21 protein-coding genes are annotated in these 25,713 nt (G+C 72.9%); 15 read left to right on the top strand and 6 right to left on the bottom strand.

The features are described from left to right. Window positions 1–81 precede the first annotated feature (81 nt). Together ACSDG8_RS06015 and ACSDG8_RS06010 are read right to left on the bottom strand one after the other, a co-directional pair. The gene (locus ACSDG8_RS06015; protein ID WP_210894833.1) at window positions 82–1,026 is read right to left on the bottom strand and encodes a permease prefix domain 1-containing protein; all 945 of its coding nucleotides are present in this window, start codon (window positions 1,024–1,026) and stop codon (window positions 82–84) included. After that, a complete protein-coding gene (locus ACSDG8_RS06010) occupies window positions 1,023–1,364 on the bottom strand; it encodes a PadR family transcriptional regulator (protein WP_210894832.1) in 342 nt (113 codons plus the stop codon). The genes ACSDG8_RS06015 and ACSDG8_RS06010 overlap by 4 nt, the downstream gene beginning before the upstream one ends. Before the next feature lie 185 nt (window positions 1,365–1,549). Here ACSDG8_RS06010 and dnaE point away from each other — a divergent pair, with 185 nt between their 5' ends. Beyond that, window positions 1,550–5,083 carry a DNA polymerase III subunit alpha gene (dnaE, locus tag ACSDG8_RS06005; RefSeq protein ID WP_210894831.1) on the top strand — a complete coding sequence of 1,178 codons (3,534 nt, stop codon included), beginning with the start codon at window positions 1,550–1,552 and terminating at the stop codon, window positions 5,081–5,083. Between the two features lie 30 nt (window positions 5,084–5,113). Here the strand turns inward: dnaE and ACSDG8_RS06000 are convergent, their stop codons facing one another. Beyond that, on the bottom strand, window positions 5,114–6,064 hold the full coding sequence (locus tag ACSDG8_RS06000) for a golvesin C-terminal-like domain-containing protein (protein WP_439428034.1): 951 nt from the start codon (window positions 6,062–6,064) through the stop codon (window positions 5,114–5,116). 804 nt (window positions 6,065–6,868) lie between these two features. Here ACSDG8_RS06000 and ACSDG8_RS05995 point away from each other — a divergent pair. Both ACSDG8_RS05995 and ACSDG8_RS05990 read left to right on the top strand, forming a co-directional pair. Further along, window positions 6,869–7,741, top strand: a complete 873-nt coding sequence (locus tag ACSDG8_RS05995; protein ID WP_210894829.1) for a hypothetical protein — start codon at window positions 6,869–6,871, stop codon at window positions 7,739–7,741. 362 nt (window positions 7,742–8,103) lie between these two features. Then, window positions 8,104–9,147, top strand: coding sequence for an aminotransferase class V-fold PLP-dependent enzyme (locus tag ACSDG8_RS05990; RefSeq protein ID WP_210943135.1), 1,044 nt, complete (start codon window positions 8,104–8,106; stop codon window positions 9,145–9,147). Between the two features lie 4 nt (window positions 9,148–9,151). Here the strand turns inward: ACSDG8_RS05990 and ACSDG8_RS05985 are convergent, their stop codons facing one another. Beyond that, window positions 9,152–10,324, bottom strand: a complete 1,173-nt coding sequence (locus ACSDG8_RS05985; protein ID WP_030502547.1) for an acyl-CoA dehydrogenase family protein — start codon at window positions 10,322–10,324, stop codon at window positions 9,152–9,154. Window positions 10,325–10,411: 87 nt separating this feature from the next. On the opposite strand from ACSDG8_RS05985, the gene ACSDG8_RS05980 reads away from it, so the two are divergent. From ACSDG8_RS05980 to ACSDG8_RS05955, 6 genes are all read left to right on the top strand, one after another. Next, window positions 10,412–11,065 carry a TetR/AcrR family transcriptional regulator gene (locus tag ACSDG8_RS05980; RefSeq protein WP_210897717.1) on the top strand — a complete coding sequence of 218 codons (654 nt, stop codon included), beginning with the start codon at window positions 10,412–10,414 and terminating at the stop codon, window positions 11,063–11,065. 46 nt (window positions 11,066–11,111) lie between these two features. Next, window positions 11,112–12,554: an aldehyde dehydrogenase family protein gene (locus ACSDG8_RS05975; RefSeq protein ID WP_210897715.1), complete on the top strand. Its 1,443-nt coding sequence runs from the start codon at window positions 11,112–11,114 to the stop codon at window positions 12,552–12,554. Further along, the gene (locus ACSDG8_RS05970; RefSeq protein WP_307856267.1) at window positions 12,551–13,627 is read left to right on the top strand and encodes an alcohol dehydrogenase catalytic domain-containing protein; all 1,077 of its coding nucleotides are present in this window, start codon (window positions 12,551–12,553) and stop codon (window positions 13,625–13,627) included. The genes ACSDG8_RS05975 and ACSDG8_RS05970 overlap by 4 nt, the downstream gene beginning before the upstream one ends. An 89-nt stretch (window positions 13,628–13,716) precedes the next feature. Then, window positions 13,717–14,352 (top strand): transcriptional regulator, encoded by a 636-nt coding sequence (locus tag ACSDG8_RS05965; RefSeq protein WP_247679248.1) that lies wholly within the window; start codon window positions 13,717–13,719, stop codon window positions 14,350–14,352. A gap of 133 nt (window positions 14,353–14,485) precedes the next feature. Then, window positions 14,486–16,054, top strand: a complete 1,569-nt coding sequence (locus ACSDG8_RS05960; RefSeq protein WP_210943136.1) for an MFS transporter — start codon at window positions 14,486–14,488, stop codon at window positions 16,052–16,054. Between the two features lie 11 nt (window positions 16,055–16,065). Continuing rightward, window positions 16,066–16,671: a TetR/AcrR family transcriptional regulator gene (locus tag ACSDG8_RS05955; RefSeq protein ID WP_210943137.1), complete on the top strand. Its 606-nt coding sequence runs from the start codon at window positions 16,066–16,068 to the stop codon at window positions 16,669–16,671. Between the two features lie 24 nt (window positions 16,672–16,695). On the opposite strand, the gene ACSDG8_RS05950 is transcribed toward ACSDG8_RS05955, so the two are convergent. Next, entirely contained in the window at window positions 16,696–18,615 is a 1,920-nt protein-coding gene (locus ACSDG8_RS05950; protein ID WP_210897709.1) for a helix-turn-helix domain-containing protein, read from the bottom strand. 14 nt (window positions 18,616–18,629) lie between these two features. Continuing rightward, window positions 18,630–19,412: a 3-hydroxybutyrate dehydrogenase gene (locus ACSDG8_RS05945; RefSeq protein ID WP_210897707.1), complete on the bottom strand. Its 783-nt coding sequence runs from the start codon at window positions 19,410–19,412 to the stop codon at window positions 18,630–18,632. 184 nt (window positions 19,413–19,596) lie between these two features. Here ACSDG8_RS05945 and ruvC point away from each other — a divergent pair, with 184 nt between their 5' ends. The 6 genes from ruvC (at window position 19,597) to secF (ending at window position 25,618) form a co-directional block, all read left to right on the top strand. Next, window positions 19,597–20,124: a crossover junction endodeoxyribonuclease RuvC gene (gene ruvC, locus ACSDG8_RS05940; RefSeq protein ID WP_210897705.1), complete on the top strand. Its 528-nt coding sequence runs from the start codon at window positions 19,597–19,599 to the stop codon at window positions 20,122–20,124. After that, a complete protein-coding gene (gene ruvA, locus ACSDG8_RS05935; protein WP_210897703.1) occupies window positions 20,121–20,723 on the top strand; it encodes a Holliday junction branch migration protein RuvA in 603 nt (200 codons plus the stop codon). The genes ruvC and ruvA overlap by 4 nt, the downstream gene beginning before the upstream one ends. A 31-nt stretch (window positions 20,724–20,754) precedes the next feature. Further along, complete coding sequence (ruvB, locus tag ACSDG8_RS05930; protein WP_210897701.1) at window positions 20,755–21,819, top strand: Holliday junction branch migration DNA helicase RuvB; 1,065 nt, start codon at window positions 20,755–20,757, stop codon at window positions 21,817–21,819. 140 nt (window positions 21,820–21,959) lie between these two features. Continuing rightward, on the top strand, window positions 21,960–22,304 hold the full coding sequence (gene yajC, locus ACSDG8_RS05925; RefSeq protein WP_073827651.1) for a preprotein translocase subunit YajC: 345 nt from the start codon (window positions 21,960–21,962) through the stop codon (window positions 22,302–22,304). Window positions 22,305–22,527: 223 nt separating this feature from the next. After that, window positions 22,528–24,429: a protein translocase subunit SecD gene (gene secD, locus ACSDG8_RS05920; protein WP_210897699.1), complete on the top strand. Its 1,902-nt coding sequence runs from the start codon at window positions 22,528–22,530 to the stop codon at window positions 24,427–24,429. Between the two features lies 1 nt (window position 24,430). Continuing rightward, on the top strand, window positions 24,431–25,618 hold the full coding sequence (secF, locus tag ACSDG8_RS05915) for a protein translocase subunit SecF (RefSeq protein WP_210897697.1): 1,188 nt from the start codon (window positions 24,431–24,433) through the stop codon (window positions 25,616–25,618). The last annotated feature ends 95 nt before the right edge of the window (window positions 25,619–25,713 follow it).

Raw genomic sequence — 25,713 nt, 5'->3', positions numbered from 1 at the left:
CCCTGAGTCGGGCAGCTGACGGCGTCCCGCCCCGGCGCCGTGGGCGCCGGGGCGGGACGGGGGGTCGCTGGGCCGGCGGCTTCAGCGGGTGGCGCGGCCGGCCTTGATCGCGCTGTCGATCACGTCCCAGATCGCGACCAGCACGACCACCGCGCCCGCCACCCGGGCGAACTCGACGGTGCCGCCGTCGCGCAGCCAGGCGAACCGCTCGACCAGTTCCGGGTTGAGCAGCCGGTCGGTGGCGAGCAGCCAGAGCACCGGGGCGGCGAAGGCCACGTTGAGCACCGCGTTGACCGCCACCAGCGACCAGGTCCACCGGCCGGACCGGTACTTGGCGATCTCCAGGCCGACGGTGGCCAGCAGCACCACGATCAGGGCGGGCAGCCAGAAGCTCCAGAGCGCCGGGTCGAGCACCGCCATGCGGGAGCCGTCGTCGGTGGTCCAGCGCTGGAAGTGCTGACCGATCAGACCACCGATGGTGGCGAGCAGGAACACCACCGAGGCGATGCTGTCGGAGTGGCTGATCTGCCGCTCCCGGCTCTCCTCGGGGAGCTGGTCGACGGTCCACTCGGGCAGGCCGAGCGGCGTGCGGGTGCGTTCCAGCACGGCGAACACCAGCGTCACCCAGAACGCGATCTGCACCGCGGTCTGCATCGCGGCCACGATCGCCGCGCCGATCGCCGCGCCGGGCTCGCCGTCGAGCAGCGCCTTGGCGAGGCCGCTGAGCACGCCGACGATCGCCGGGATGTACGTGAGCAGCAGCCGCAGCAGCCGCCACCAGGTCAGGTAGTAGCGCGGGCCGATGAGTTGCAGGGTGCGGTCGCTGTAGCCGGCCGCGAGCTTCTCGGGGTGGCCCAGTTCGGTGAGCACCTCGCGCTCGGCGGAGGCGTGGTCCTGCCCGCCGGAGGTCCGGTCCTCGATCATGTCGGCGATGGAGCCGCGCAGCTCCTCGGCGATCTCCAGGCGGCGTTGCGCGGGCACGGCCCGCATGGTGGCGGCGACGTAACGGTCGGTCAGGGAACTCATCGTCCCGCTCCTTCGATCAGTTCGGTGACGGACGTCCGCACCGCGGTCATGTCGTCGAGCAGCCGGTTCAGCACGGCTTCGCCGTCGTCGCTGGTCCGGTAGAACTTGCGCGGCCGGCTCTCCTCGGTGTTCCACTCGCTGGTCAGCAGGCCCTGGTCCTCCAGCCGGCGCAGCAGCGGGTAGAGCGTGTTCGCGTCGACTGCGAAGCCGTGGGTGGCCAGCCGTTGCAGCAGGGCGTAGCCGTAGTCGGGGCGGCGCAGGGCGACCAGGCTGGCCACCACGACCGTGCCGCGCCGTAGCTCCTGGAGGTGGGTCCGGAGGACCTCTTCGCTGACCATGTGCAACACGATACTGTGTGCCACACACCATTGCAACAGCGAATAACATCGCGTGGCGCACGTCGACTGTCCGGAGAGACCCGGGCCACCCTCGGCGCGGACGGTGGAGCCCGCACGATCACCTCGGTAGGGTGGGTCGGTCGACTCCGACGCAGCTTGATCCACAACCCGGGGGGGCGCCACGCATGGGCGATTCGTTCGCGCATCTGCACGTACACACCGAGTACTCGATGCTCGACGGGGCGGCCCGGCTCAAGGACCTCTTCGCCGAGGCGGCGCGGCTCGGCATGCCGGCGGTGGCGATCACCGACCACGGCAACATGCACGGCGCGAACGACTTCTACAAGCAGGCCATGGACGCCGGGGTCAAGCCCATCCTCGGCGTCGAGGCGTACGTCGCGCCGGAGTCGCGCTTCCACAAGGCCCGGGTCAAGTGGGGGCGCCCCGAGCAGAAGAGCGACGACGTCTCCGGTAACGGCGCGATCACCCACATGACCATGTGGGCGGCCAACCGCGACGGCCTGCACAACCTGTTCAAGCTCAACTCCCGCGCCTCCATGGAGGGCCACTACGTGAAGTGGCCCCGGATGGACATGGAGCTGATCGCCGAGCACGCCCAGGGCATCATGGCCACCACCGGCTGCCCGTCCGGCGCGGTGCAGACCCGGCTGCGGCTGGGCCAGTTCGACGAGGCGCTCAAGGTCGCCGCCGCGTACCAGGACATCTTCGGCAAGGACAACTACTTCCTGGAGATCATGGACCACGGCCTCGACATCGAGCGCCGGGTCCGCGACGGTCTCACCGAGATCGCCCGCAAGCTCGACATCCCGCCGGTGGTCACGAACGACTCGCACTACACCCACGAGGCGCAGGCCGAGGCGCACGACGTGCTGCTCTGCGTACAGACCGGCAGCAACGTGGCCGACCCCAACCGGTTCCGCTTCGAGGGCGGCGGCTACTTCGTCAAGTCCGCCGACCAGATGCGCGCCGTCGACTCCTCCGAGCTGTGGCAGCAGGGCTGCCGCAACACGCTGCTGGTGGCCGAGAAGGTCGACCCGGCCGGCATGTTCACGTTCCACAACCTGATGCCGCGGTTCCCGATCCCCGAGGGCGAGACCGAGGAGTCCTGGTTCCGCAAGGAGACGTTCGCCGGCCTGGCGCGCCGCTTCCCCAACGGCATCCCCGAGGGCCACGTCGTCCAGGCCGAGTACGAGCTGGGCGTCATCATCCAGATGGGCTTCCCGTCGTACTTCCTCGTCGTCGCCGACTTCATCCAGTGGGCCAAGAGCCAGGGCATCGCGGTCGGCCCCGGGCGTGGCTCGGCGGCCGGGTCGCTCGTGGCGTACGCGCTGGGCATCACCGACCTCGACCCGATCCCGCACGGCCTGATCTTCGAGCGGTTCCTGAACCCCGAGCGCGTCTCCATGCCGGATGTCGACATCGACTTCGACGAGCGCCGGCGCGGTGAGGTCATCAAGTACGTGACCGACAAGTGGGGCGAGGACAAGGTCGCGCAGATCGCCACGTTCGGCACGATCAAGGCGAAGGCCGCGATCAAGGACTCGGCCCGGGTGCTCGGCTTCCCGTACGCGGTCGGCGACCGGATCACCAAGGCCATGCCCCCGGCGGTGATGGGCAAGGACATCCCGCTGTCCGGCATCTTCGACCCGAAGCACCCGCGCTACGCCGAGGCCGGCGAGATCCGCGGCCTCTACGAGTCCGACCCGGACGTCAAGAAGGTCATCGAGACCGCCAAGGGCATCGAGGGCCTGATCCGGCAGACCGGCGTGCACGCCGCCGGCGTCATCATGTCCGCCGAGCCGATCATCGAGCACATCCCGCTCATGCGGCGCGACTCCGACGGCGTCATCATCACGCAGTTCGACTACCCGACCTGCGAGTCGCTCGGGCTGCTGAAGATGGACTTCCTCGGCCTGCGCAACCTGACGATCATCGACGACGCGGTGAAGAACATCCAGCTCAACCACGGCCGGGAGCTGGACCTGCTCGGCCTGCCGCTCGACGACAAGCAGGCGTACGAGCTGCTGGCCCGCGGCGACACGCTCGGCGTGTTCCAGCTCGACGGCGGGCCGATGCGCTCGCTGCTGCGGCTGATGAAGCCGGACAACTTCGAGGACATCTCCGCCGTCCTGGCGCTCTACCGGCCCGGCCCGATGGGCGTGGACTCGCACACCAACTACGCGCTGCGCAAGAACGGCCTCCAGGAGATCACCCCGATCCACCCGGAGCTGGAGGAGCCGCTGCGCGAGATCCTCGCGCCCACGTACGGCCTGATCGTCTACCAGGAGCAGGTGCAGCGCGCCGCGCAGATCCTCGCCGGCTACACGCTCGGCCAGGCCGACCTGCTGCGCCGGGCGATGGGCAAGAAGAAGAAGGAGATCCTCGACAAGGAGTTCATCCCGTTCCGGGACGGCTGCCGCGAGCGCGGCTACTCCGACCAGGCCATCCAGGCCGTGTGGGACGTGCTGGTGCCGTTCGCCGGCTACGCGTTCAACAAGGCCCACTCGGCCGCGTACGGCCTGGTCTCCTACTGGACCGCATACCTCAAGGCGCACTACCCGGCCGAGTACATGGCCGCCTTGCTCACCTCCGTCGGTGACGACAAGGACAAGATGGCCCTGTACCTGTCCGAGTGCCGCCGGATGCGCATCCAGGTGCTCCCGCCGGACGTGAACACCTCCGCCGGCCCGTTCACCCCGGTCGGCAAGGAGATCCGCTTCGGTCTCGGCGCGGTGCGCAACGTCGGCGCGAACGTGGTCGCCTCGATCATGCGGTGCCGCGAGGAGAAGGGCGAGTACACCGACTTCTACGACTTCCTGTCCAAGGTCGACGCCGTGGTCTGCAACAAGAAGACCATCGAATCGCTGATCAAGGCCGGGGCGTTCGACTCGCTCAAGCACCCCCGCAAGGGCCTGCTCGCCGTGCACGCCGACGCGATCGACGCGTACGCCGACGTCAAGCGCAAGGAGGCGGTCGGCCAGTACGACCTGTTCGGCGCCGGCTTCGGCGAGGCGGACACCGGTGGCAGCACCACCGTCATGCCGGTCATCGGCGAGGGGGAGTGGGACAAGCGCGACAAGCTCGCGTTCGAGCGCGAGATGCTCGGCCTGTACGTCTCCGACCACCCGCTCTTCGGTCTGGAACACGTGCTCGGCGCCGCCGCGGACACCACCATCGCCGCGCTGTCGGAGGAGGGCACAGTGCCCGACGGCGCGGTGGTCACGCTCGCCGGCATCCTCTCCGGCGTGCAGCGCCGGGTGACCAAGCAGGGCCGGGCCTGGGCGTCGGCCACGCTCGAAGACCTGGCCGGCGGCGTGGAGACGCTGTTCTTCCCGAACACGTACGAGGTGATCGGCCAGTACATCGCCGAGGACGCCATCGTGGTGGTCAAGGGCCGGGTGGACCGGCGCGACGACACCCCGCGCATCATGGCGATGGACATGTCCATGCCGGACGTCAGCAGCACCCCGGGGAGCAAGCCGATCACGCTCACCATCCCGGTGCACCGCTGCACGCCGCCGCTTGTGGAACGGCTCAAGGAGACGCTGGTGCTGCACCCCGGCGACACCGAGGTGCACGTCAAGCTGCTCAACGGCGGCAAGGTCACCACGCTGCGCCTCGGCCCGTTCCGGGTCGCGCCGACCACCGCGCTGATGGGTGACCTGAAAAGCGTGCTCGGCCCGGCCAACGTGAGCTGACCGGGCCGAGCGCCTGCGGGACGTACCGGGCTAGACGCGGGTGACGCGGATGGCGTCGGCGATCACGTACCCGGTGCTGCCGGTCCACCGGCTGACACCGACCTTGTTGGCGTCCCCGGCGGCCAGGGTGAACGTGCCCAGCGAGCGCCACGCGCCGCCGTTGGTCGTCTGGTTCACCGTGACCGTCTGATTGCCGCTGGTGGTCGCGACGATGTACGGCGTGGAGGTGTTGTAGCCCGAGACGGCCGGATACCAGACCTCCACCCGGTAGGTGGCTGTCGCCGGGATGTTCACCTTGTACCAGGCGGTGTCGCTGGCCGCGACGGGGTTGGCGTACCGGTAGTCGGCGCCGTAGCGCTGCGCCGAGTACGTCGAGGTGCCCCAGTTGGCGCTCGCGGTGAACCGGCCCGCGGTGGTGTTGTCCACGACCGTGGACCACGCCGTCGGCGGAGGCGTGGTGCCGCCGGTGACGAGCTGCATGTAGTAGGTCCAGTTCCAGTTCGGACCCGGGTCGGTGTGCGTGGCGCCCGGCACCTGGTTGTGCCCGATGATGTTGGTGCGGGTCTTCGGGATGCCGTACTTGTCGCACAGGAACCGGGTCAGCGCCGCCGACGACCGGTACATCGCGTCGGTGTACCAGGAGGCGTTGTCGACGTACCCCTCGTGCTCGATGCCGATCGACTGGGTGTTGTAGGTCCAGTTGCCGGCGTGCCAGGCGATGTCCTTGTCCCGCACCATCTGGGTCACCGCGCCGTCGGACGAGCGGAGCAGATAGTGCGCGCTGGCGCCGGCGGCGGCGTTCTGGAACCAGCTGATCGAGCCGGCGTAGCTGCCCTGCATGGTGTGGATGACGATGTAGTTGATCGGGTACGCCGACTCGCGGCTGGAGACCGTGTAGTTGGACGAGTTGGCCGGCACCCAGGCCGCCGGGCCGTAGTCGGTGCTCAGGGTGCCGAAGTCACCGGTGCCCAGCGGCGCCACGTCGGCGTACCGGCCCCGCTGCGGGGCGACCGGACGGCCGTCCACGCTGACGTCACCGGCGGCCGTGGTCGCGATGAAACCCCGGCTGAGCAGGTCGTACACGGAGTCGGCGTACAGCCGGGCGGTGGCCGCGTCCGTCGCGCCGCCGTAGCGGGCGATCGGGCCGTACCACTGGTTGACGTCGTCGCGCTGCGCCGCGGTGAGCCCGGCCTCGTCGGCGTAGGAGCGCAGCACCGCCGCCGCGCCGGCCACGTTCGCCGCGTCCCGGGTACGCAGCTCGGCGCGGTCCAGCCGGGTCCGGCGCGCGGCCTCGTCGAGGGTCCGCACCTTCGGGTTGCTGGTCAGGTGCATCACGCCGTATCCGCCGGACGCGCTGGGCGCGCCGCCGTGACCGTCCAGGCGGGTCTCGGCGTACCCGAGCGCGGCGAGCAGGTCGCGCGGCACGTCGGAGGTGGTGGCAGCCGCCTCGAAGGCGGCAGCGAGCGGCTGCGCGCCGTGCCGAGGCGCGGCCTGGGCCGGCTGGCCGGTCAGGCCGATCGTGAGGATCATGGCGCCGCCGAGCAGGGTGCTCACCCGACGCGAGGGTCTCCGAATTGTCACGTCACTCCTCGTCGACTACATGGGGCGACTGCTCCCGTCGCCGGTTCGCCGCACCTTATAGCGTGATGTTCATCGATGTCGATACCTTGCATCGTGAGCCTTCTTGATGAAGACTTCCTTCAGTGCTGCGTCCGGCAGCCGGGAGCTGACCCCCGTACCGTCGCGGTGTTGCCCGGCGCGCCACGGCCGGGCAGCATCGTGCGGATGCCGCCCACCGACCTGCTGCGTGTCCGTGACCTGGTGCCCGACTTCCTGGCCTGCGCCGAGCGGTCCAGCCCGCTGCGGACCTCCCGGTACCTGGCCGGGCATCCGGACGTGGCCCGGGCGCTGCGCCGCGACGGTGACTGGTCCGACGCCGCCGCCGTGGCCGCCGCCCTGGACGGACTCCGCGACCGCGCCGCCGACCTCGCGGCAACCGCCGAGACGGTACGCGCGTTGCTGCCCGGCGGCGTCGCGGCGGTGGCCGGCGCGCTGGGCTGGTCCGGCGACGGCGGGCCGGTCGAGTGCGTCGTGCTGGTCGGGCTGAACCAGGCGAACGGCTGGGCCGGCGAGCTGAACGGCAGGTACGCGCTCTTCCTCGCGGTGGAACAGCTCGGCCCGCCGGAGGACCTGGATCTGCTGGTGCGGCACGAGGCCGCGCACGTGGTGCACGACCGCGGCGCCGCGATCCGCGGCTGGCCCGAGCACGGGGTGGCGAACGCGCTGTTCACCGAAGGGCTTGCCACCCAGGTCACGGCGGAGCTGGACCCCGGCCGGCCGGACGAGGCGTACCTCTGGTTCGGCCGCCCCGGCCACCGGCAGTGGCTCGACGAGTGCCGCCGCCGGTGGCCGGAGATCCTGCGCCGGGTCCGCGCCGACCTCGACGCCACCGACGTCGAGCACCACGCCCCGTACTTCCTGATGCGCGACTCGCCGCTGGCCGGCGACCTGCCGAAGCGTTGCGGCTACCTGGTCGGCCTGACCGCCGTACGGCACCTGCGCCGCCACCACTCCCTGCGCGACCTGGCCACCTGGCCCCTGCCCCGGGTCCGGGCGGAGATGGCCGCAGCGCTGACCGACCTCCCCCCACCACCCTGACCCGCGAGCGCTCACACCGCGTCGATCATGAAGTTGGCGGTGACAAATCGGACCGCCGGCACCGCCAACTTCATGATCGACCGGGCGGGCGAGCCGGTGCGGCGGGCTCCGCCCCAGCCCGCCGCTTCGCCCGCGATCTTGCACGTTCCGCCCTGCGCCCCTGCCTCCGCCGCGCGATCTTGCAGTTTGGGCCCGGCGGATCGCGGGTTTGTCCCACTTTGCCGGGGCCGAAAGTGCAAGATCGCCGGGGCCGGGGCCGGGGCCGGGGCCGGGGCCGGGGCCGGGGTGGGGGTGGGGGCGGGGGCCACGGGGGTGGGATTGGTGGTGTCGGGGGTGGGGTGGGGGTGGTTAGCGTCGGGGGCATGGAGCTGGAGCAGGCGCGGAAGTTATGGCAGCCGGAACCGGGCTGGTTGAACACCGCCACCTACGGGCTGCCGCCCGAGCCGGTGTGGGACGCCGTGCAGCGGGTGCTGGCCGACTGGCGGGGCGGGCGGGTGTCGTTCGAGGTGTGGGACGAGTCGGTCGGGCGGTCCCGGGCCGCGTTCGCCCGGCTGGCCGGTGTGGACGTCGCGGACGTGAGCATCGGCTCCGCCGTGTCGCAGATGGTCGCGCCGATCGCGGCGAGCCTGCCGGCGGGGGCCACTGTGGTGGTGCCCGAGGTCGAGTTCACCTCGAACCTGTTCCCGTGGCTGGTGCAGCAGGAGCGCGGCGTGCGGGTACGCACCGTGCCGCTGGCCGGCCTGGTCGACGCGATCGACGCCGGCACCGACCTGGTGGCGTTCAGCGTGGTGCAGTCCGCCGACGGCACTGTCGCGCCGTACGACGAGATCGTCGCGGCGGCCCGCGCGCACGGCGCGTTCGTGGTGGTCGACGCCACGCAGGCGTGCGGGTGGCTGCCGTTCGCCGCGGACCGGGCCGACGCGGTGGTGGTGGGGGCGTACAAGTGGTTGATGGCGCCGCGCGGCGCGGCCTTCGCCTACCTGTCGCCGGAGCTGCGCGAGCGGATCCGCCCGGACGCGGCCGGGTGGTACGCCGGCAAGGACCCGCACGCCTCCTACTACGGGATGCCGCTGCGCCTGGCCGACGACGCCCGGCGCTTCGACATCTCCCCGTCCTGGCTGTGCTACGTCGGGGCTGCCCCGGCGCTGGAGCTGCTCGCCGACCTCGACCCGGAGGAGGTGCGCGCGTACGACGTGGGGCTGGCCAACCGGTTTCTGACCGGGCTGGGCCGCCCGCCCGGCGACAGCGCGATCGTCTCGGTCGACGTGCCGGACGCGCACGGGCGGCTGGCCCGCGCCGGGGTGCGCGCGGCGGTCCGGGCCGGCCGGGTCCGCGCCTCGTTCCACCTGTACACGACCGAGGAGGACGTGGACCGGGCGGTCGAGGCGCTGACCGGGACCGGCTGACGGCTCAGGCCAGGTGACCGCCGATCTTCGTGTATCCGCGCAGCAGGTCCCGGGAGATGATCAGCCGCTGCATCTCGTCGGTGCCCTCGAAGATCCGGTACAGCCGGACCTGCCGGTACCAGCGCTCGATCGGCAGCTCTCGGGTGTAGCCCATGCCGCCGTGGATCTGGAGCACCCGGTCCACCACCCGGTTGACCATGCCGGCGCCGTAGAGCTTGCCCATCGAGGAGGCGTGCCGGGGGTCGAGGCCCTGGTCGACGGTCCAGGCGGAGCGCAGGATCAGCCAGCGGGCGGCCTCCAGCTCGGTCTCCGAGTCGGCGATCATCCACTGGATGGCCTGGTTGGTGGCGATCGGCGCGCCGAACGTCTCGCGGGTGTTCGCGTAGTCGATCGCCATCTGGAGGGCGCGCTCGGCGATGCCGATGGCGTGCGAGGGGATGGTGTAGCGGCCCTTGCCGATCCACTCCATGCCGAGCGTGAAGCCCTGCCCGATTTCGCCGAGGATGTTGCGGTGCGGCACGCGTACGCCGTCGAAGATCAGCGAGGCGGGACCGCCCTCGCCCATGGTCTGGATGAACTCCGACCGCCAGCCCATAGCGCGGTCCACCAGGAACGCGGTGGCGCCGCCGCGGCGGGCGCCCTTCTCCGGGTCGGTCACCGCGACCACGATGGCGAAGTCGGCGTCGTTGCCGTTGGTGATGAACGTCTTCTCGCCGTCGAGGACCCAGTCGTCGCCGTCGCGGCGGGCCCGCAGCCTGATGTTGGCCGCGTCGGAGCCGGCGCCCGGCTCGGTGATGGCGAAGCAGGAGATCCGTTCCCCCTCGATGGTGGGGATGAGGAACTCGCGCTTCTGCTCCTCGGTGGCGTGGAACAGGATGTTGTCCGCCTCTCCGCCGAAGCGGAACGGCACGAAGCTGCGGCCCAGCTCGGTCCAGATCAGCGACTGCATGACCGCCGGCAGGGCCATGCCGCCGTACTCCTCCGGGGTGGCCAGCCCCCAGAAGCCGAACTTCTTCGCCTTGAGCTGGAGCTCGCGCAGCTCGGAGCGGTCGAGGCCGGGCTGGTGGGCGCGTTCGCGGCGCAGTACCTCCGCCTCCAGCGGCATCACCTCGCGGGTGACGAACGTGCGAACGGTGTCCCGGATCGCGCGTTCCTCGTCGGACAGTGCGAAGTCCACGGTGCCCCCTCAGGTCGACTGGCTATAAACTAGCGCTGGAAGTTTTGCCGCGTCCAGACCCGATGTCGAAGGGAGGATGATGACCAGGTGCCCCGACCCCGACAAGCCCTGCTCACCCGCGACCGGATCGTCGAGACCGCGCTGGCGCTGATCGACGCCGACGGGCTGGACGCGCTCTCCACCCGGCGGCTCGCCGCCGCGCTCGGCGTACGCGGCCCCTCGCTCTACAACCACTTCGCCACGAAGGAGGAGATCCTCGACGCGGTGGCCGACGGTGTCGCGGCAACAGTCGACATCGGCGTCTTCGACGAGTACGAGTGGCTGGACGCGCTCGGCCGCTGGGCGCGCTCGTACCGGGCCGCGCTGGCCGCCCACCCGAACATCGTGCCGTACCTGGCGCAGGGGCCGGGCCGCCGGCCGGCCGCGCTCGCCATGGCCGACGCGGTCTACGGCGCGCTGGTCCGGGCCGGCTGGCCGCCCGCGCGGGCCACCCACATCGGCGCCGCGATGCGCTACTTCGTGGCCGGGTCCGCGCTCGGCTCGTTCGCCCGCGGATTCGTCGAGGATCCCTCGCTCTACGCCGCGCTTCCGCACCTCAACCAGGCGCACCGGCTCGCCGGCCACCAGCGCAGCGTGGACGAGGGCGCGTTCGCGCTCGGCCTGGACGCGCTGCTGCACGGGCTCGCCGCCGAGTACGCGGCCACCGTCGCCCCGCTGGAACGGGTCGGCGGTCCGGAGTAGCGTCCAAACTCCCACCGCTAGTTTCCGTCGCCCCCCGAAGGACGCCATGGATCTCGCCGCCGCCCCGCCCGCCCTGCTGACGCGCCGCCACCTGCACGTCGCCGGTGACTGGGTCGACCCGTCGTCGGACGACACCATCCCGGTGGAGAACCCGGCCACCGCGAGCATCGTCGGCGAGGTGCCCGCCGGCACGCCCGCCGACGTGGACCGCGCGGTCGCCGCCGCTCGCGCCGCGTTCCCCGGCTGGGCCGCCACCGCGCCCGAGCAGCGGGCCGCGCACCTGGACCGGCTGCACACCGCGCTCGCCGCCCGCGCCTCCGAGATCGCCCGCACCGTGGTCACCGAGCTGGGCACCCCGCTCAAGCTCGCCACCCGCGTCCAGGTCGGCCTGCCGCTGACAGTGCTGCGCAGCATGGTCGAGCTGGCCGCCCGCCCGGCCGCCGAGCAGACGGTCGGCAACTCGCTCGTCGTCCGGGAGCCGGTCGGCGTGGTCGGCGCGATCACCCCGTGGAACTACCCGCTGCACCAGGTGGTCGCCAAGGTCGCGCCCGCGCTCGCCGCCGGATGCACTGTGGTGCTCAAGCCCAGCGAGCTGACGCCGCTGACCGCGTACCTGCTCTTCGACGCGATCACCGACGCCGGACTGCCACCCGGCGTGGTCAACCTGGTGCCCGGCACCGGCCCGGTGGTCGGCGAGGCGCTCGCCGCGCACCCCGACGTCGACCTGGTCTCGTTCACCGGCTCCACCGCCACCGGCCGGCGCATCGCCCACCTGGCCGCCGAGCGGATCGCCCGGGTGTCGCTGGAACTCGGCGGCAAGTCCGCGAACGTCCTCCTGGCCGACGCCGACCTGCCCACCGCGGTCAAGGTCGGCGTCGGCAACGCGCTGCTCAACTCCGGGCAGACCTGCACCGCCTGGACCCGGATGCTCGTGCACCGCGACCGCTACGCCGAGGCGCTGGACCTGGTCGCGGCGGCGGTGGCCGGCTACCGGCTCGGCGACCCCTTCGACCCGGCCACCCGGCTCGGCCCGCTCGCCTCCGCCGCGCAGGCCCAGCGGGTACGCGACCACGTCGACCGGGCGCTCGCCGACGACGCCCGGCTCGTCGCCGGCGGCCCGGACGCGCCGCTGCCGCCGCAGGGCCACTTCGTGGCGCCCACCGTCTTCGCCGACGTGCACCCGGACAGCGCGCTGGCCCAGGAGGAGGTGTTCGGGCCGGTGCTCGCGGTGATTCCGTTCGCCGACACCGACGAGGCGGTCGCCATCGCGAACAACTCCCGCTACGGCCTCGCCGGCGCGGTCTGGTCCGCCGACGAGGACGCGGCGCTGGCAGTGGCGCGGCGGATGCGTACCGGCCAGGTGGACGTCAACGGCGGCGCGTTCAACCCGCTCGCCCCGTTCGGCGGCTACAAGCAGTCCGGCCTCGGCCGGGAGCTGGGCGCGTACGGCGTGGAGGAGTTCACCGAGCTGAAGGCGATCCAGCGGTGAAGGCGCTCGTGGTACGCGGCCGGGGCGCCACCCCGGCGGTCGAGGAGGTACGCCTGCCCGCGCCCGGCCCGGGCGAGCTGCGGGTACGCATCCGCGCCGCCGGCATCTGCCACTCCGACCTGGCCATGGTGGACGGCACGCTGGCGCCCGCGTACCCGCTGGTGCTGGGCCACGAGGCGACCGGCGTGGTGGCCGAGGCCGGGCCGGGCACGACGATCGCGGTCGGCACTCCAGTGGTGCTGAACTGGGCGCCGGCCTGCCGGGACTGCTGGCACTGCCGGCACGGCGAGCCGTGGCTCTGCGCGGCCAATCCCAACCCGTCCACGCCCCGGGGCGAGACGGCCGCCGGTGAGCCGCTTGAGGTCACGCTCGGGCTCGGCGCGCTCGCCGAGGAGGTGGTGGTGCCGCAGCGCGCCGCCGTACCGGTGCCGGCCGGACTGCCGCCGGAGCAGGCCGCGGTGCTGGGCTGCGCGGTGCTCACCGGCGTCGGCGCGGTCCGCAACACCGCGAAGGTCGCGCCCGGCGAGTCGGTCGCGGTCATCGGGCTCGGCGGGGTCGGGCTGGCCGTGCTGACCGCCGCGCGGCGGGCGGGCGCGGCGCCGATCCTCGCCGTCGACGTCTTGGAGGCCAAGCGGGACCTGGCGCTCGCGGCCGGCGCCACCGACTTCCTGCGTTCCGACGACACGCTCGGCAAGGAGATCCGGGCGCGCACCGGCGGGCGCGGCGTGGACCACGCGTTCGAGTGCGTCGGCCGGTCCGTCACCATTCGCGCCGCCTGGCGAGCGACGCGGCGCGGGGGAGCGGTCACGGTGGTCGGCATGGGCGCCCGCGACGACATGCTCAGCCTCTCCGCGCTGGACATCTTCCACTCCGCCCGCACGTTGCGCTCCTCGGTGTACGGCTCGACCGACCCGGACCGGGAGGTGCCGGAGCTGGCCGCCGCGCTCGCCGCCGGTGACCTGGACCTCGGGCCGCTGGTGAGCGGCACGGTGCCGCTGTCGGAGGCGCCCGCGGCGCTTTCGCGGCTGGCCCGTGGCGAGGGCGCCCGCTGGGTGGTGACCTTCCCGGACTGACCCGGCGGCGGCCGGATTCGCCATCTGCGCATCCGGATCGGCAGGTGCGAGCGAACCCTGGGTAGGAGAGCTACCCGGGGGTACGTCCGTTGCTGACCGAGAACATGCCGGCCGGGGCCGCCGAGACGGCCCGCAAACGGCTGACCGCCGCCGCCGAGGACCTGGACGACAACCAGGTCGCCGGGCTGCTGCTCGACCTCGCCGCCGAGGCCGGGGTGGTGCCCGTCTGGGAACAGGTCTGCCTGCCGCTGCTGGGCGCGCTGCGCGGCGACGGCGCCGCCGAGATCGCGATGGAGCACGCCCTCTCCGAGGGGCTGCGGATCGGGCTGGACGTGTTCGGCCGCGAGCCGGCCCGGCCGCTGCCCGCCCAGGGCGTGCTGCTGGCCGGCGCCGAGCACGAGACGCACTGCCTCGGGCTGCACGCGCTCGCCGCGGCGCTGCGCGAGCGCGGGCGCGGCGCCCTGTACCTCGGCCCGGCCCTGCCCTGGTCCGCGCTGGCCAGCGCGGCGGCGCGGGTGCGGCCGCGGGTGGTGGTGGTCTGGTCGCAGACGCCGGTGACCGGCCGCGCGTACCGCCTGGTCCGCCTGCGGCGGGACCTGCCGGGGGTACGGGTGCTCGCCGCCGGTCCGGGGTGGATCGAGCCGTTCCCGCCCACCTCGGCCGTGCCGCAGCGTCTCACCACGCTCGGCGAGGCGACGCTGGCCTGCCTGCGCGGCAACGCCTGACGCCGGTACGTGACCTGGCACACATTCGATACGAACCGGTTCCGTATCGAAACTCCGCCGCCTACTCTCGTCACCGTTACGAGTCTGACCCGTATCGTATTTCGATGCGGGGGGAAGCGGGGGAGAAACCGCAGTGGAACCGCACGAGAACACCGGACACCCGAGGAGGTGGGCGATCCTCGGGGTGCTGGTGATCAGCCTCCTCGTGGTCGTCCTCGACAACACCATCCTCAACGTCGCGCTGCGCACCCTCGCCGACCCGGTGCACGGCCTCGGCGCCACCCAGGGCGAGCTGGAATGGGCGATCAACTCCTACACGCTCGTCTTCGCCGGGCTGCTGTTCACCTTCGGCGTGCTCGGTGACCGGCTCGGCCGCCGCCGCTTCCTGACCCTCGGGCTGGCGCTGTTCGGGCTGGCCTCGCTGCTGTCGGCGTACGCGCAGGACCCGGCCCAGCTCATCGCGGCCCGCGCGCTCATGGGCGTCGGCGGCGCGGCCATCATGCCGGTGACGCTCTCGATCATCTCCAACGTCTTCGACCCGCGCGAGCGGGCCAAGGCGATCGGCGTCTGGGCCGGCGCGGTCGGCCTCGCCGTGGCGATCGGCCCGGTGCTCGGCGGCGCGCTGCTGGAGCACTTCTGGTGGGGCTCGGTCTTCCTGATCAACGTGCCGGTGGTGGCGCTCGGCGTGGTGCTTGTCGCGGCCCTGGTCCCGGAGTCCCGCGACCCGAAGCCCGGCCGGGTCGACCTGCCCGGCGTGCTGCTCTCAGTGGTCGGCCTGGTCGCGCTCACCTACGGCATCATCGACGGCGGCGAGCACGGCTTCGGCCGCCCGCAGGTGTGGGTCGCGGTGCTGGGCGGCCTCGCGGTGCTCGGCTGGTTCATCGTCCACGAGCTGCGCAGCGACCACCCGTCGCTGGACGTACGGCTGTTCCGCGTCCCCCGCTTCGCCGCCCCGGTGGCCCTGGTCGGGCTGGTCTTCTTCGCTGCCATGGGCGTGATGTTCTTCGGCGCGTTCTACCTGCAGCTCGTGCGCGGCTACAGCCCGCTGGAGAGCGGCCTGCTGTTCCTGCCGTTCGCGGTGGCCCAGCTGATCTTCGCCCCGCGCAGCGCGGCGATGGTCCGCCGCTACGGCGGCCGGTCGGTGGCGGCGGTCGGACTGCTGCTCACCGCCACCGCGCTGGGCGCGTTCGTCTTCATCGACGCGGACACCCCGATCTGGATCTTCTCGGCGCTCGGGTTCCTCCAGGGCGCCGGGATGGCCAACATCATGCCCCCGGCCACCGAGTCCATCATGTCGTCGCTGCCCCGGGAGAAGGCCGGCGTCGGGTCGGCGGTCAGCAACACCGTGCGGCAGGTGGCCGGCGCGCTCGGCGTGGCGGTGCTCGGCTCGGTGCTCTCCGCGGTCTACCGCGACCAGGTCGCCCCGGCGGTGGCCGCGCTGCCCGCCCCGGTACGCGACGCGGCCCGCGAGTCGGTCTCCGGGGCGTACGCCGTCGCCGACCGGCTCGGCCCCGCCGCGCCGCGGCTGATCGACGCGGCGAACGACTCGTTCGTCTCGGCCATGCACTGGGCCGCCGGCGTCTCCGCGGTGGTGGCCGCGCTCGGCCTCGTCATCGTGCTGCGCTGGATGCCGGGCCGGCCGGTCGCCGCCGCCCCGGGCGCGACCCCCGCCACGGACCGGGAACTGGCCGGTACCGCATAGGTTCGTGGACAATGTCTGACATGACTTCCACGGCGGATGCTCCGCGGTCGCCCGGGCGACCGCGGAGCACCCGCGCGGACGAGGCGATCGTCGACGCCACACTCGACCTGCTGGCCGAGGGCAACAGCGTCGAGTCGCTGACCATCGAGGCGATCGCCACCCGCGCCGGAGTCGGCAAGGCCACCATCTACCGTCGCTGGCCGGGCAAGGACGCGCTGCTGCTGGACGCGTTGCGCACGCTCAAGGGGCCCGCGCCGCACTGCGCCGGCCGTTCCGTCCGCGACGACCTGGTGCTGCTCGTCGGCGCCGTCGGCCAGCACGCCGACCCCCGGGCCCGCAAGATCATGCCGTGCCTGGTGCCCGAGGTGAACCGCAGCTCGGCCCACCGGCAGGCGTACGAGGCGATCGTCGAGCCCCGCCGCGAGGCGTTGCGCGAGGTGCTGCGCCGCGCGATCGAGCGCGGCGAACTCCGCGCCGACATCGACATCGAGGTGACCATGGCGCTGCTCACCGCGCCGATGCTCACCCAGCGGATGCTGCACTGGCACGCCGGGGACGAGCGGGTGGTGCCCGAGCGGATCGTGGACACCGTCCTGGACGGCCTGCGCGTCCGCTGAGACCGGGTCGCCGGGCCCGGCCGCTCAGCGGGCGGGCGTGCGCAGCCGGTGCAGGCGCAGCGCGAGCTGCACCTCCAGCGCCCGCTCCGGCCGCTGCCAGTCCGCGCCGAGCAGCTGCCCGACCCGTTCCAGCCGCTGGGTGACAGTGTTCACGTGCACGTGCAGCTGCTCGGCGGCCCGGGCCAGGCTCCCGCCCACCCCGAAGTACGCCTCCAGCGTCTTCACCAGCGCGGTGCCCCGCCGGGCGTCGTAGTCCACCACCGGACCCACTGTCGCGGTGAGGAACCGGGACACGTCCCGGTCCCCGGCGTCGCCGACCGCGCCGAGCAGCAGCCCGACGAAGCCCAGCTCGGCGGTGCTCGCCCCCTGCCCGGCCCGGCCCAGCGCGCCGAGCGCGGACAGGCAGCGCTCCGCCTCGGCGAACGTGACGGCAAGCGACGCCGGCCCGGTCGACGGGCCGCTCGCGCCGGCGGTCACCGGCCGGCCGGTCACCCGCGACAGATCCCGGGCCACCGCCCGGGCCGCGCCGCCCGCGTCCTGGCCGGGCAGCATCAGCACCACCCGCCCGTCGCGCGCCGCCGCCAGGCCGCCCCGGGTCGAGGCGTACGTGGTGGCCCAGGACAGCACCCGCTGCCGGGCCGAGCCGGTCTCGGCGAACGCGTCGTCGCCGACCGCCACCAGCACGTGCGGCGCGTCCAGGTCCACCCCTATCCGGCGGGCCCGCGCCCGCAGCGCGTCCGCGTCGCGCAGCGGCCGGGCGATCAGGTCGTCCAGCAGTTCGCCGCGGACCCGCCCCTCCGCCTCGGCCACGGTCCGGCGGAACAGCAGCAGCAACGCGGTCACCAGCGCGGCCCGCTCCAGGATGCGCTGGTCGGCGTCGACCAGCTCGTCGTCCGGGCGCAGCACCAGCGCGCCCAGGTTCTCCGCGCCGGCCACCACCGCGGCGTACCAGAGCGGACCCCGGCGCACGCTGCGTCCCTCGGTACGCGACGCGGCGACCGCCTCCACGATGTCCGCCCGGTCCGGCTCCTCGATCTCGCCGACCCGGGCCAGCCGCCGGCCCTCGGCGTCCAGCGCCAGCAGCGCCCCGCCGAGCACCTCGGTCACCGCTGCCGCCACGTCCTCCATCCCGCCGCCGCGCACCACCAGCGCGGTCATCCGGTCGTGCGCGGCGGCGGCGCGCTCCACCGAGCTGCTGTGCGCCCGGATCGTGCTGTTCGCCGCCGACAGCTCCGCCAGCGCCGCACGCGTCTCGGCCAGCAGCCGCGCGGTGTCGATCGCCACCGCCGCGTGCGCCGCCAGCGACACCAGCAGCGACACCTCCTCGCGGGCGAACGGCCGGGCCGAGCGGTTCGCCGCGTACAGCACGCCGATCACGCTGGAGCCCAGCCGCAGCGGCACGCCCAGGATGGCCACCAGGCCCTCCTCGCCCACCCCGCCGTCGATCTCGCCGGTGTGCCGGAACCGCTCGTCCTCCTGGTAGTTCGAGGTGACGTACGGCGTGCCGGTCTGCGCGACCAGGCCGCCCAGGCCGTCGCCCAGCTCCAGCCGCAGCCGCTGGAACCGGGCCGAGATCGAGCCGTCGGTCACCCGCATGTAGGTGTCGCCGCGCTCCTCGTCGCTGAGCGTCATGTACGCCACGTCGGTGCCGAGCAGGATCCGCGCCCGGTGCACGATCGCGCGCAGCACGTCGTCCAGGTCGCGCAGCCCGGCCAGGTCGCTCGCGGTGTCGTACAGGCCGGACAGCTCGGTCTCCCGGCGGCGCCGGCGGGCCAGCAGCGCCCGCACCCGCAGCGCCACCACCTTCGCCTGCTCCAGCTCGGCCAGCCGGTCGGCGGGCAGCCCGGCGGCGCGCGCGGCGACGAGCGGGCCCTCGAACTCGACCGCTGCCGCCTCGCGCGCCAGCAACTCCAGGAACTCCACCGGCGACGACATGACCGACATTGTGCGGGGCGCCACTAGTTCGCCGTCCAGCCCCCGTCGAGGGCGATCGAGGCGCCGGTGAGGAACGCGGCGGGCGGGGAGCACAGGTACGCCAGCAGCTCGGCCACCTCCTCCGGCTCGATCAGCCGCTTGATCGCCGCCCGGGCCAGCATGATCTTCTCGACCACCTCGTCCTCGCCGATGCCGTGCGTGGCCGCCTGGTCGGCGATCTGGCTCTCCACCAGCGCGGTGCGCACGTACGCGGGGTTGATGCAGTTGGCCGTGACGCCGTGCGCGGCGCCCTCCAGCGCGACCACCTTGGACAGGCCCTCCAGCGCGTGCTTGGCCGAGACGTACGCGGCCTTGAACGGCGAGGCGCGCAGCCCGTGCACCGAGGAGATGTTGACGATCCGGCCCCAGCCGTTCGCGTACATCCGGGGCAGCGCCCGGCGCACCAGCAGGAACGGCGCCTCCACCATGACCCGCTGGATGTACTCGAAGCGCTCGACCGGGAAGTCCTGCACCGGCGAGACGTGCTGGAGGCCGGCGTTGTTGACCACGATGTCGGCGTCGACGTCGAGCCGGTCCACCGCCGCCGGGTCGGCCAGGTCGACCCCCACCGCCCGGCCACCGGCCTCGGCGGCCACCGCCTCGGCCGCCGCGGTGTCGCGGTCCAGCACCACCACTGTCGCGCCGGCCGCCGCCAGGCGCAGGGCGCAGGCACGTCCGATGCCGCTGCCGCCGCCGGTGACCAGCGCGGTGCGGCCGGTCAGGTCGACGTGTACGACGTGGGGGACCACCACGGGTTCTGCCGTCATGGCGCATGAACGTACGAGCCGTGTGCCGCCGGGCACATGGGGCGGCGACACATACTCCACCGCCCGGGTGTGTGGTGCGCCGCGTCACCGCCCGCGCCCGGCGTGTCCGGCCGACCCGGCGTCGGCGGGCACCAGTAGGGTGTGTCGAACACACGTACTGCTGGCGGCTCGGGGAGGAGGCGGCGTGCGGGTGCTGGGCGTCGACCCGGGGCTGACCCGGTGCGGGGTCGGCGTGGTCGAGGGCGTGCCGGGCCGCCCCTGCACGCTCGTGGCCTACTACGTGGTCTACACCGACCCGGCCGACGACCTGCCGCTGCGCCTGCTGCACCTGGACCGCTCGCTCACCGAGCTGGTCGCCGAGCACCGGCCGGACGCCGTCGCCGTGGAGCGCGTGTTCAGCCAGCACAACGTCCGCACCGTGATGGGCACCGCGCAGGCCAGCGGCATCGCGGTGCTCGCCGGGGCCCGGGCCGGGCTGCCGGTGACGACGTACACGCCGAGCGAGGTGAAGGCGGCGGTGACCGGCTCCGGCCAGGCCGACAAGGCGCAGATGACCGCGATGGTCACCCGGCTGCTGCGGCTGCCCGAGCCGCCGAAGCCGGCCGACGCCGCCGACGCGCTGGCGCTGGCCATCTGTCACGTGTGGCGCGGCGGCACCCGGTCCAAGCTGGCCGAGGCCGCGCAGCGGGCCCGACGAGGAGGGACGCGATGATCGCGAGCGTACGCGGCACGGTGACCGCCACCGGCCCGGATCACGCGGTGGTGGAGGTGGGCGGCATCGGCCTGGCCGTGCAGTGCGCCCCCGGCACGCTCGCCGAGCTGCGCGTGGGCCAGCCGGCCCGGCTGGCCACCAGCCTGGTGGTCCGGGAGGACTCGCTCACGCTCTACGGTTTCGCCGACGACGACGCCAAGCAGCTGTTCGAGCTGCTCCAGACCGCCAGCGGCGTCGGTCCGCGGCTGGCTCAGGCGGTGCTCGCCGTGCACACGCCGGACGCGGTTCGCAAGGCCATCGCCAACGCCGACACCGCCGCGCTGACCCGGGTGCCGGGCATCGGCAAGAAGGGCGCCGAGCGACTGGTGCTGGAGCTGCGCGACCGGATCGGCCCGGTGCCGGTGGGCGCCGATGGCGCGGCCGGGGTGACCGCCGGGGCCTGGCCGGATCAGGTACGCCAGGCGCTGGTCGGGCTGGGCTGGACGGCCGCCCAGGCCGAGCAGGCGGTGGCCGCGGTGGCGGAGACCGTCGACGGTGAGACGCCGCCGGTGCCGGTCCTGCTCAAGCAGGCGATCCGCCTCCTGGGCCGGACCCGATGACGGGCCCGGGGCGGCGGGCGAGGGCCGGCGCATGAGCAACGACAACCTGGTCTCGGCGTACGTCAGCGACGCCGAGCTGGACGCGGAGGCGAGCGTCCGGCCGAAGCGGCTTTCCGAGTTCATCGCCCAGGACCGCGTCCGTGACCAGCTCGACCTGCTGTTGCAGGGCGCGATGCGGCGCGGCTCGCCGCCGGACCACATCCTGCTGTCCGGTCCGCCCGGGCTGGGCAAGACCAGCCTGGCCAACATCGTCGCCGCCGAGTTGGGCGCGGGGATCCGGGTGACCAGCGGCCCCGCCATCGAGCGCTCCGGCGACCTGGCCGCGATCCTGACCAGCCTCGCCGAGGGCGACGTGCTGTTCATCGACGAGATCCACCGGATCGCCAAGCCGGCCGAGGAACTGCTCTACAGCGCCATGGAGGACTTCCGCGTCGACGTGGTGGTCGGCAAGGGGCCGGGCGCGACGGCCATCCCGCTCGACGTGGAGCCGTTCACGCTCGTCGGCGCCACCACCCGCTCCGGCCTGCTGACCGGGCCGATGCGCGACCGTTTCGGTTTCGTCGCGCACCTCGACTTCTACGCGCCGGCCGACCTGGAGACGCTGCTGCACCGGTCGGCCCGGATCCTCGGCGTGCCGATCACGGCCGACGGCGCGGCGGAGATCGCCGGCCGGTCCCGGGGCACCCCGCGTATCGCCAACCGGCTGCTGCGCCGGGTGCGCGACTACGCCGAGGTGCGGGCCGAGGGCGTGGTCACGCTGGAGACCGCCCGGGCCGCGCTGACCGTCTACGACGTGGACGCGCTCGGCCTGGACCGGCTCGACCGGGCGGTGCTCACCGCGCTCGTCGACTCGTTCCGCGGTGGCCCGGTGGGCCTGTCCACGCTGGCGGTCGCGGTGGGGGAGCAGCCGGACACGGTCGAGGAGGTCTGCGAGCCGTTCCTGGTGCGGGCCGGCCTGCTGGCACGTACGCCGCGCGGGCGGGTGGCGACGGAGGCCGCTTGGCACCATCTGGGCCGCAACCCGCCGAATGGTACATTTGGTGCGGATACCTCTCCGGGGCCCGATCTCTTCTCGGTGCAGAGCGACCAGCCGTGATCCGTTCGTGATCTGTGCCGCATTCGGTCTTCTCAGGAGCAGGGACTAGACTTCGCCGCGGTTTGTACAGGACGTGAGAATCTGCTTCCGCTGCGGCGCCCTCCGGCGCCGGGACGGAGGCCAACCGGAAGGTCTACACCGTGCTTTACGCAGCAGCGAGTGGCGGGGGAGCCGGCGGTCTGACGCCGATCCTGATGATCGCTCTGCTCTTCGTCGTCATGTACTTCATGATGATCCGACCGCAGCAGAAGCGCCGCCGCGAGGCCGAGCAGATGCAGTCCGCCCTGGCCCCGGGCGACGAGGTGGTCACCATCGGCGGCCTGCACGGCACTGTCACCGCGGTCGAGGACGAGACCGTCCTGCTGGAGGTGGCCCCGGGCGTCCAGACCCGGTACGCCCGCCCCGCCGTGGCCCGCGTGATCAAGCGCGCCGAGGCGCCGGCCGCCGAGACGATCACCGAGGAAGCCGAGCCGGTCAAGGAGTGACTCCCGCCCCGGACGGGGCAGCGGAATCATCGGTACAAGTGGATAGTTGGGGTCGGCGCCCGGCGCCGGCACCCGGCCAGGCCGTGCGGCGCCCCCGCGCCGTGCCCCGGTCGGCGTGCCGTCGGCCGGTGCCGACCCGCCGGAGCAGTCGGGCGGACACCCCCGGCCCGACAGTTGTCGCCGCCGCGGAAGCGGCGCGACCGTACAGGGAGACAGGACAGCCGTGGCACCACCTCAGGGACAGATGCGGCCCGGACGGCAGCTCGCCGTGCTCGGGCTCATCTTCGTCGTCCTCTATCTTTTGGTGTTCTTCTCGGGCGGCGCCAGCGGTGGCTGGAAGGACCGGCTGGAGCCCCGGCTCGGCCTGGACCTCGTCGGCGGCACCCGGCTGACGCTCGAGGCCACCAACACCGTGGACGGCAAGCCGCCGACCGCCGGCAACCTCGAGGAGGCGCGCCAGATCATCGAGAGCCGGGTCAACGCCTACGGCGTGGCCGAGGCCGAGGTGGTCACCGAGGGCAACCGCAACATCGTCATCTCCCTGCCCGGCCAGAACCGGGACCTGACCGACGTCGGCAGCGCCGCCGAGCTGCGCTTCCGCAAGGTCCTCAAGGCCACCGACGGCAGCGGCGCCGCCGCCGCGCCCGCGCCGAGCCCGAGCGTCGCCCCGTCCGGGACCGCCAGCCCGGCGCCGTCGGGCAGCGCGTCGCCGCAGGCGTCCACGAGCCCCAAGGTCAGCGGATCGCCGAGCGCCGGCGGACAGGGCGGTATGGCCCCGAACCCGAGCGCCTCCGCCACCCCGTCGGCCTCGCCGAGCGCCGCGTCCCCCAGCGCCAGCGCCAGCGCCGAGCCGGTGCCGCAGAGCATCGAGCAGCAGCGCAAGGCCGTCGAGCAGAAGGTCGGCGCGGCCGCCTGGGCCGCCGCCTCGGGCCTGCAGGCCCCGGCCGACCTCACCACGGACCCGACGCTCGCCGACAAGCTCAAGCCGTTCGGCACGCTCAGCCCGCAGGAGGTCGCGGTCCTGCCGGTCGAGATGCAGTTCAACGTCCCGACCATCACCTGCGCCCAGCTCGACAAGCGCCCGGCCGCCTCGATCAAGGACGAGAAGCAGAAGGCGGTCGCCTGCGAGTCCGGCGCGAAGTACCTGCTCGACGTGGCGAAGGTGCTGGGCACCGACGTCAAGAACGCCTCCGCCCAGCTCGACCAGACCAGCTCCTGGGTGGTCAGCCTCAACTTCACCGGCAAGGGCCAGGAGAAGTGGACCGCGCTGACCCGCGAGGCGTTCAACAACGAGGGCCAGGCCTGCGACCAGACCGCGCTCGGCCAGGACGGCAAGTGCCGGGTCGCCGTGGTGCTGGACAACGCGATCGTCTCGTCCCCGGAGATCCAGGGCGTGCTGACCGGTGACTCGCAGATCACCGGCAGCTTCGACAACAAGACCGCGAACGCGCTCGCCAGCCAGCTCCGCTACGGCGCGCTGCCGGTGACGTTCGAGCCGCAGGAGCAGCAGAACGTCACCGCGACGCTCGGCGACAGCCACCTCAAGGCGGGTCTGCTGGCCGCGGGCATCGGCATGCTGCTGGTCATCATCTACTCGTTCTTCTACTACCGGCTGCTCGGCTCGGTCATCTTCCTGAGCCTGGTGCTCTCCGCGCTGCTGGTCTTCGGCGCGCTCGTGGTGCTCGGCCGTTCGATCGGCTTCACGCTCACGCTCGCCGGCATCGCCGGCATGATCGTCTCACTGGGCGTCGCGGCGGACTCGTTCGTCATCTACTTCGAACGATTGAAGGACGAGATCCGGGAGGGCCGCAGCCCACGCAGCGCGGTGCCGCGCGCCTGGATCCGGGCCCGCCGGACGATCATCTCGGCGAACGCGATCACGCTGATGTCGGCCGTCGTGCTCTACATCGTGTCGGTCGGCGCGGTGAAGGGCTTCGCCTTCGCGCTCGGCCTGGCCACAGTGCTCGACCTGGTCGTCGTGTTCCTCTTCCGCCACCCGATCATGACGATGTTCGCCCGCACCCGGGCGTTCCTGTCGCCGCGGGTCAGCGGTCTGGGCCGGGCGCTGCCGGCCCGGTCGGCCGAGCCGGGCACCGCCCGCAACCCGCGTGTCAAGGAGGCCTGAGATGGCTAAGAGTGGTCTGGCCGCGCGGCTCTACCGGGGCGAGGCGGATCTCAACATCGTCGGCCGCCGCAACCTGTGGTTCGGCGTGGCGGGCGTCCTGGTCCTGATCGCGGTCCTCAGCTTCGCGATCAGCGGCTTCAAGCTCGGCATCGAGTTCGCCGGCGGCAACACGTTCCAGGTGCCGGCCAGCGTCGGCACGCTGGACCGGGCCGAGCAGACCGTCGACGAGGTGCTGGCCGACGAGGCGCCCGGCGTCGAGGTGGTCAGCGCCCAGAAGGTCGGCAGCACCAGCGGCGAGTTCTACGAGATGCGGACCGGGCAGCTCTCCGCCGAGCAGGCCAACGCGGCCAAGACCGCGATGGCGCAGGAGTTCGGCATCCAGGCCGACCAGATCAGCGGCAGCCAGGTCTCCGAGGCGTGGGGCAGCCAGGTCACCTCCCGCGCCTTCCTCGGCCTGCTGATCTTCATCGCAGTGGTGTCGATCTACCTGGTGCTGCGCTTCGAGTGGCGGATGGCGGTCGCCGCGATCACCTCGCTGCTGACCAACCTGGCCCTCACCGCCGGCATCTACTCGCTCGTCGGCTTCGAGGTCACCCCGTCGACGATCATCGGCTTCCTCACGATCCTGGGCTTCGCGCTCTACGACGTGGTGGTGGTCTTCGACAAGGTGCAGGAGAACACGCGCGGCATCACCGCGAACAACAACGTCACCTACGGCGAGGCGTCCAACCTGGCGCTCAACCAGAGCCTCATGCGGTCGCTGAACACTTCGGTCGTGGCGCTGCTGCCGGTCGGCGGCCTGCTCTTCATCGGTGCCGGCCTGCTCGGCGCGGGCACGCTGAAGGACCTGGGCCTGGTGCTGTTCGTCGGTATGGCGGTGGCGTTCCTGACCTCGATCCTGCTGGCCACCCCGCTGCTGGTGCTGCTGAAGAACATGGACCCGCGGATCAGCGCGCACAACAAGCGAGTGCTGTCCCGCCGGGCCGCGCTGGCCCGGGGCGAGATCACCCCGAAGGGCCCGCGTGCCACCGCGCCGGCCGCCGACGCGCCGATCGACCCGGAGGCGGCCGCGCTCGCCGGCGCCGCCCCGAAGGTCGGCGCCCGCCCGGCCGGCAAGCGTCCCAGCGGCGCCCGCGGCGGCCGGCCCGCCGGCGGCGGCGGCAACCGGCCCGGCGGCAAGCGCCGCTAGAACCACGGGCCCGGACGCAATCACGACGACGGCGTCCGTCATGCTGAACTTACGGCATGACGGACGCCGTCGTCGTTTCGAAAGGACATGGGACG

The sequence above is a fragment of the Micromonospora sp. LA-10 genome, assembly GCF_051853095.1.
In the GTDB taxonomy this organism is placed as follows: Bacteria; Actinomycetota; Actinomycetes; order Mycobacteriales; family Micromonosporaceae; genus Micromonospora; species Micromonospora echinospora_A.
The sequence above is the reverse complement of the archived record's forward strand: the minus strand, read 5'-3'. Positions and strand labels throughout refer to the sequence as shown.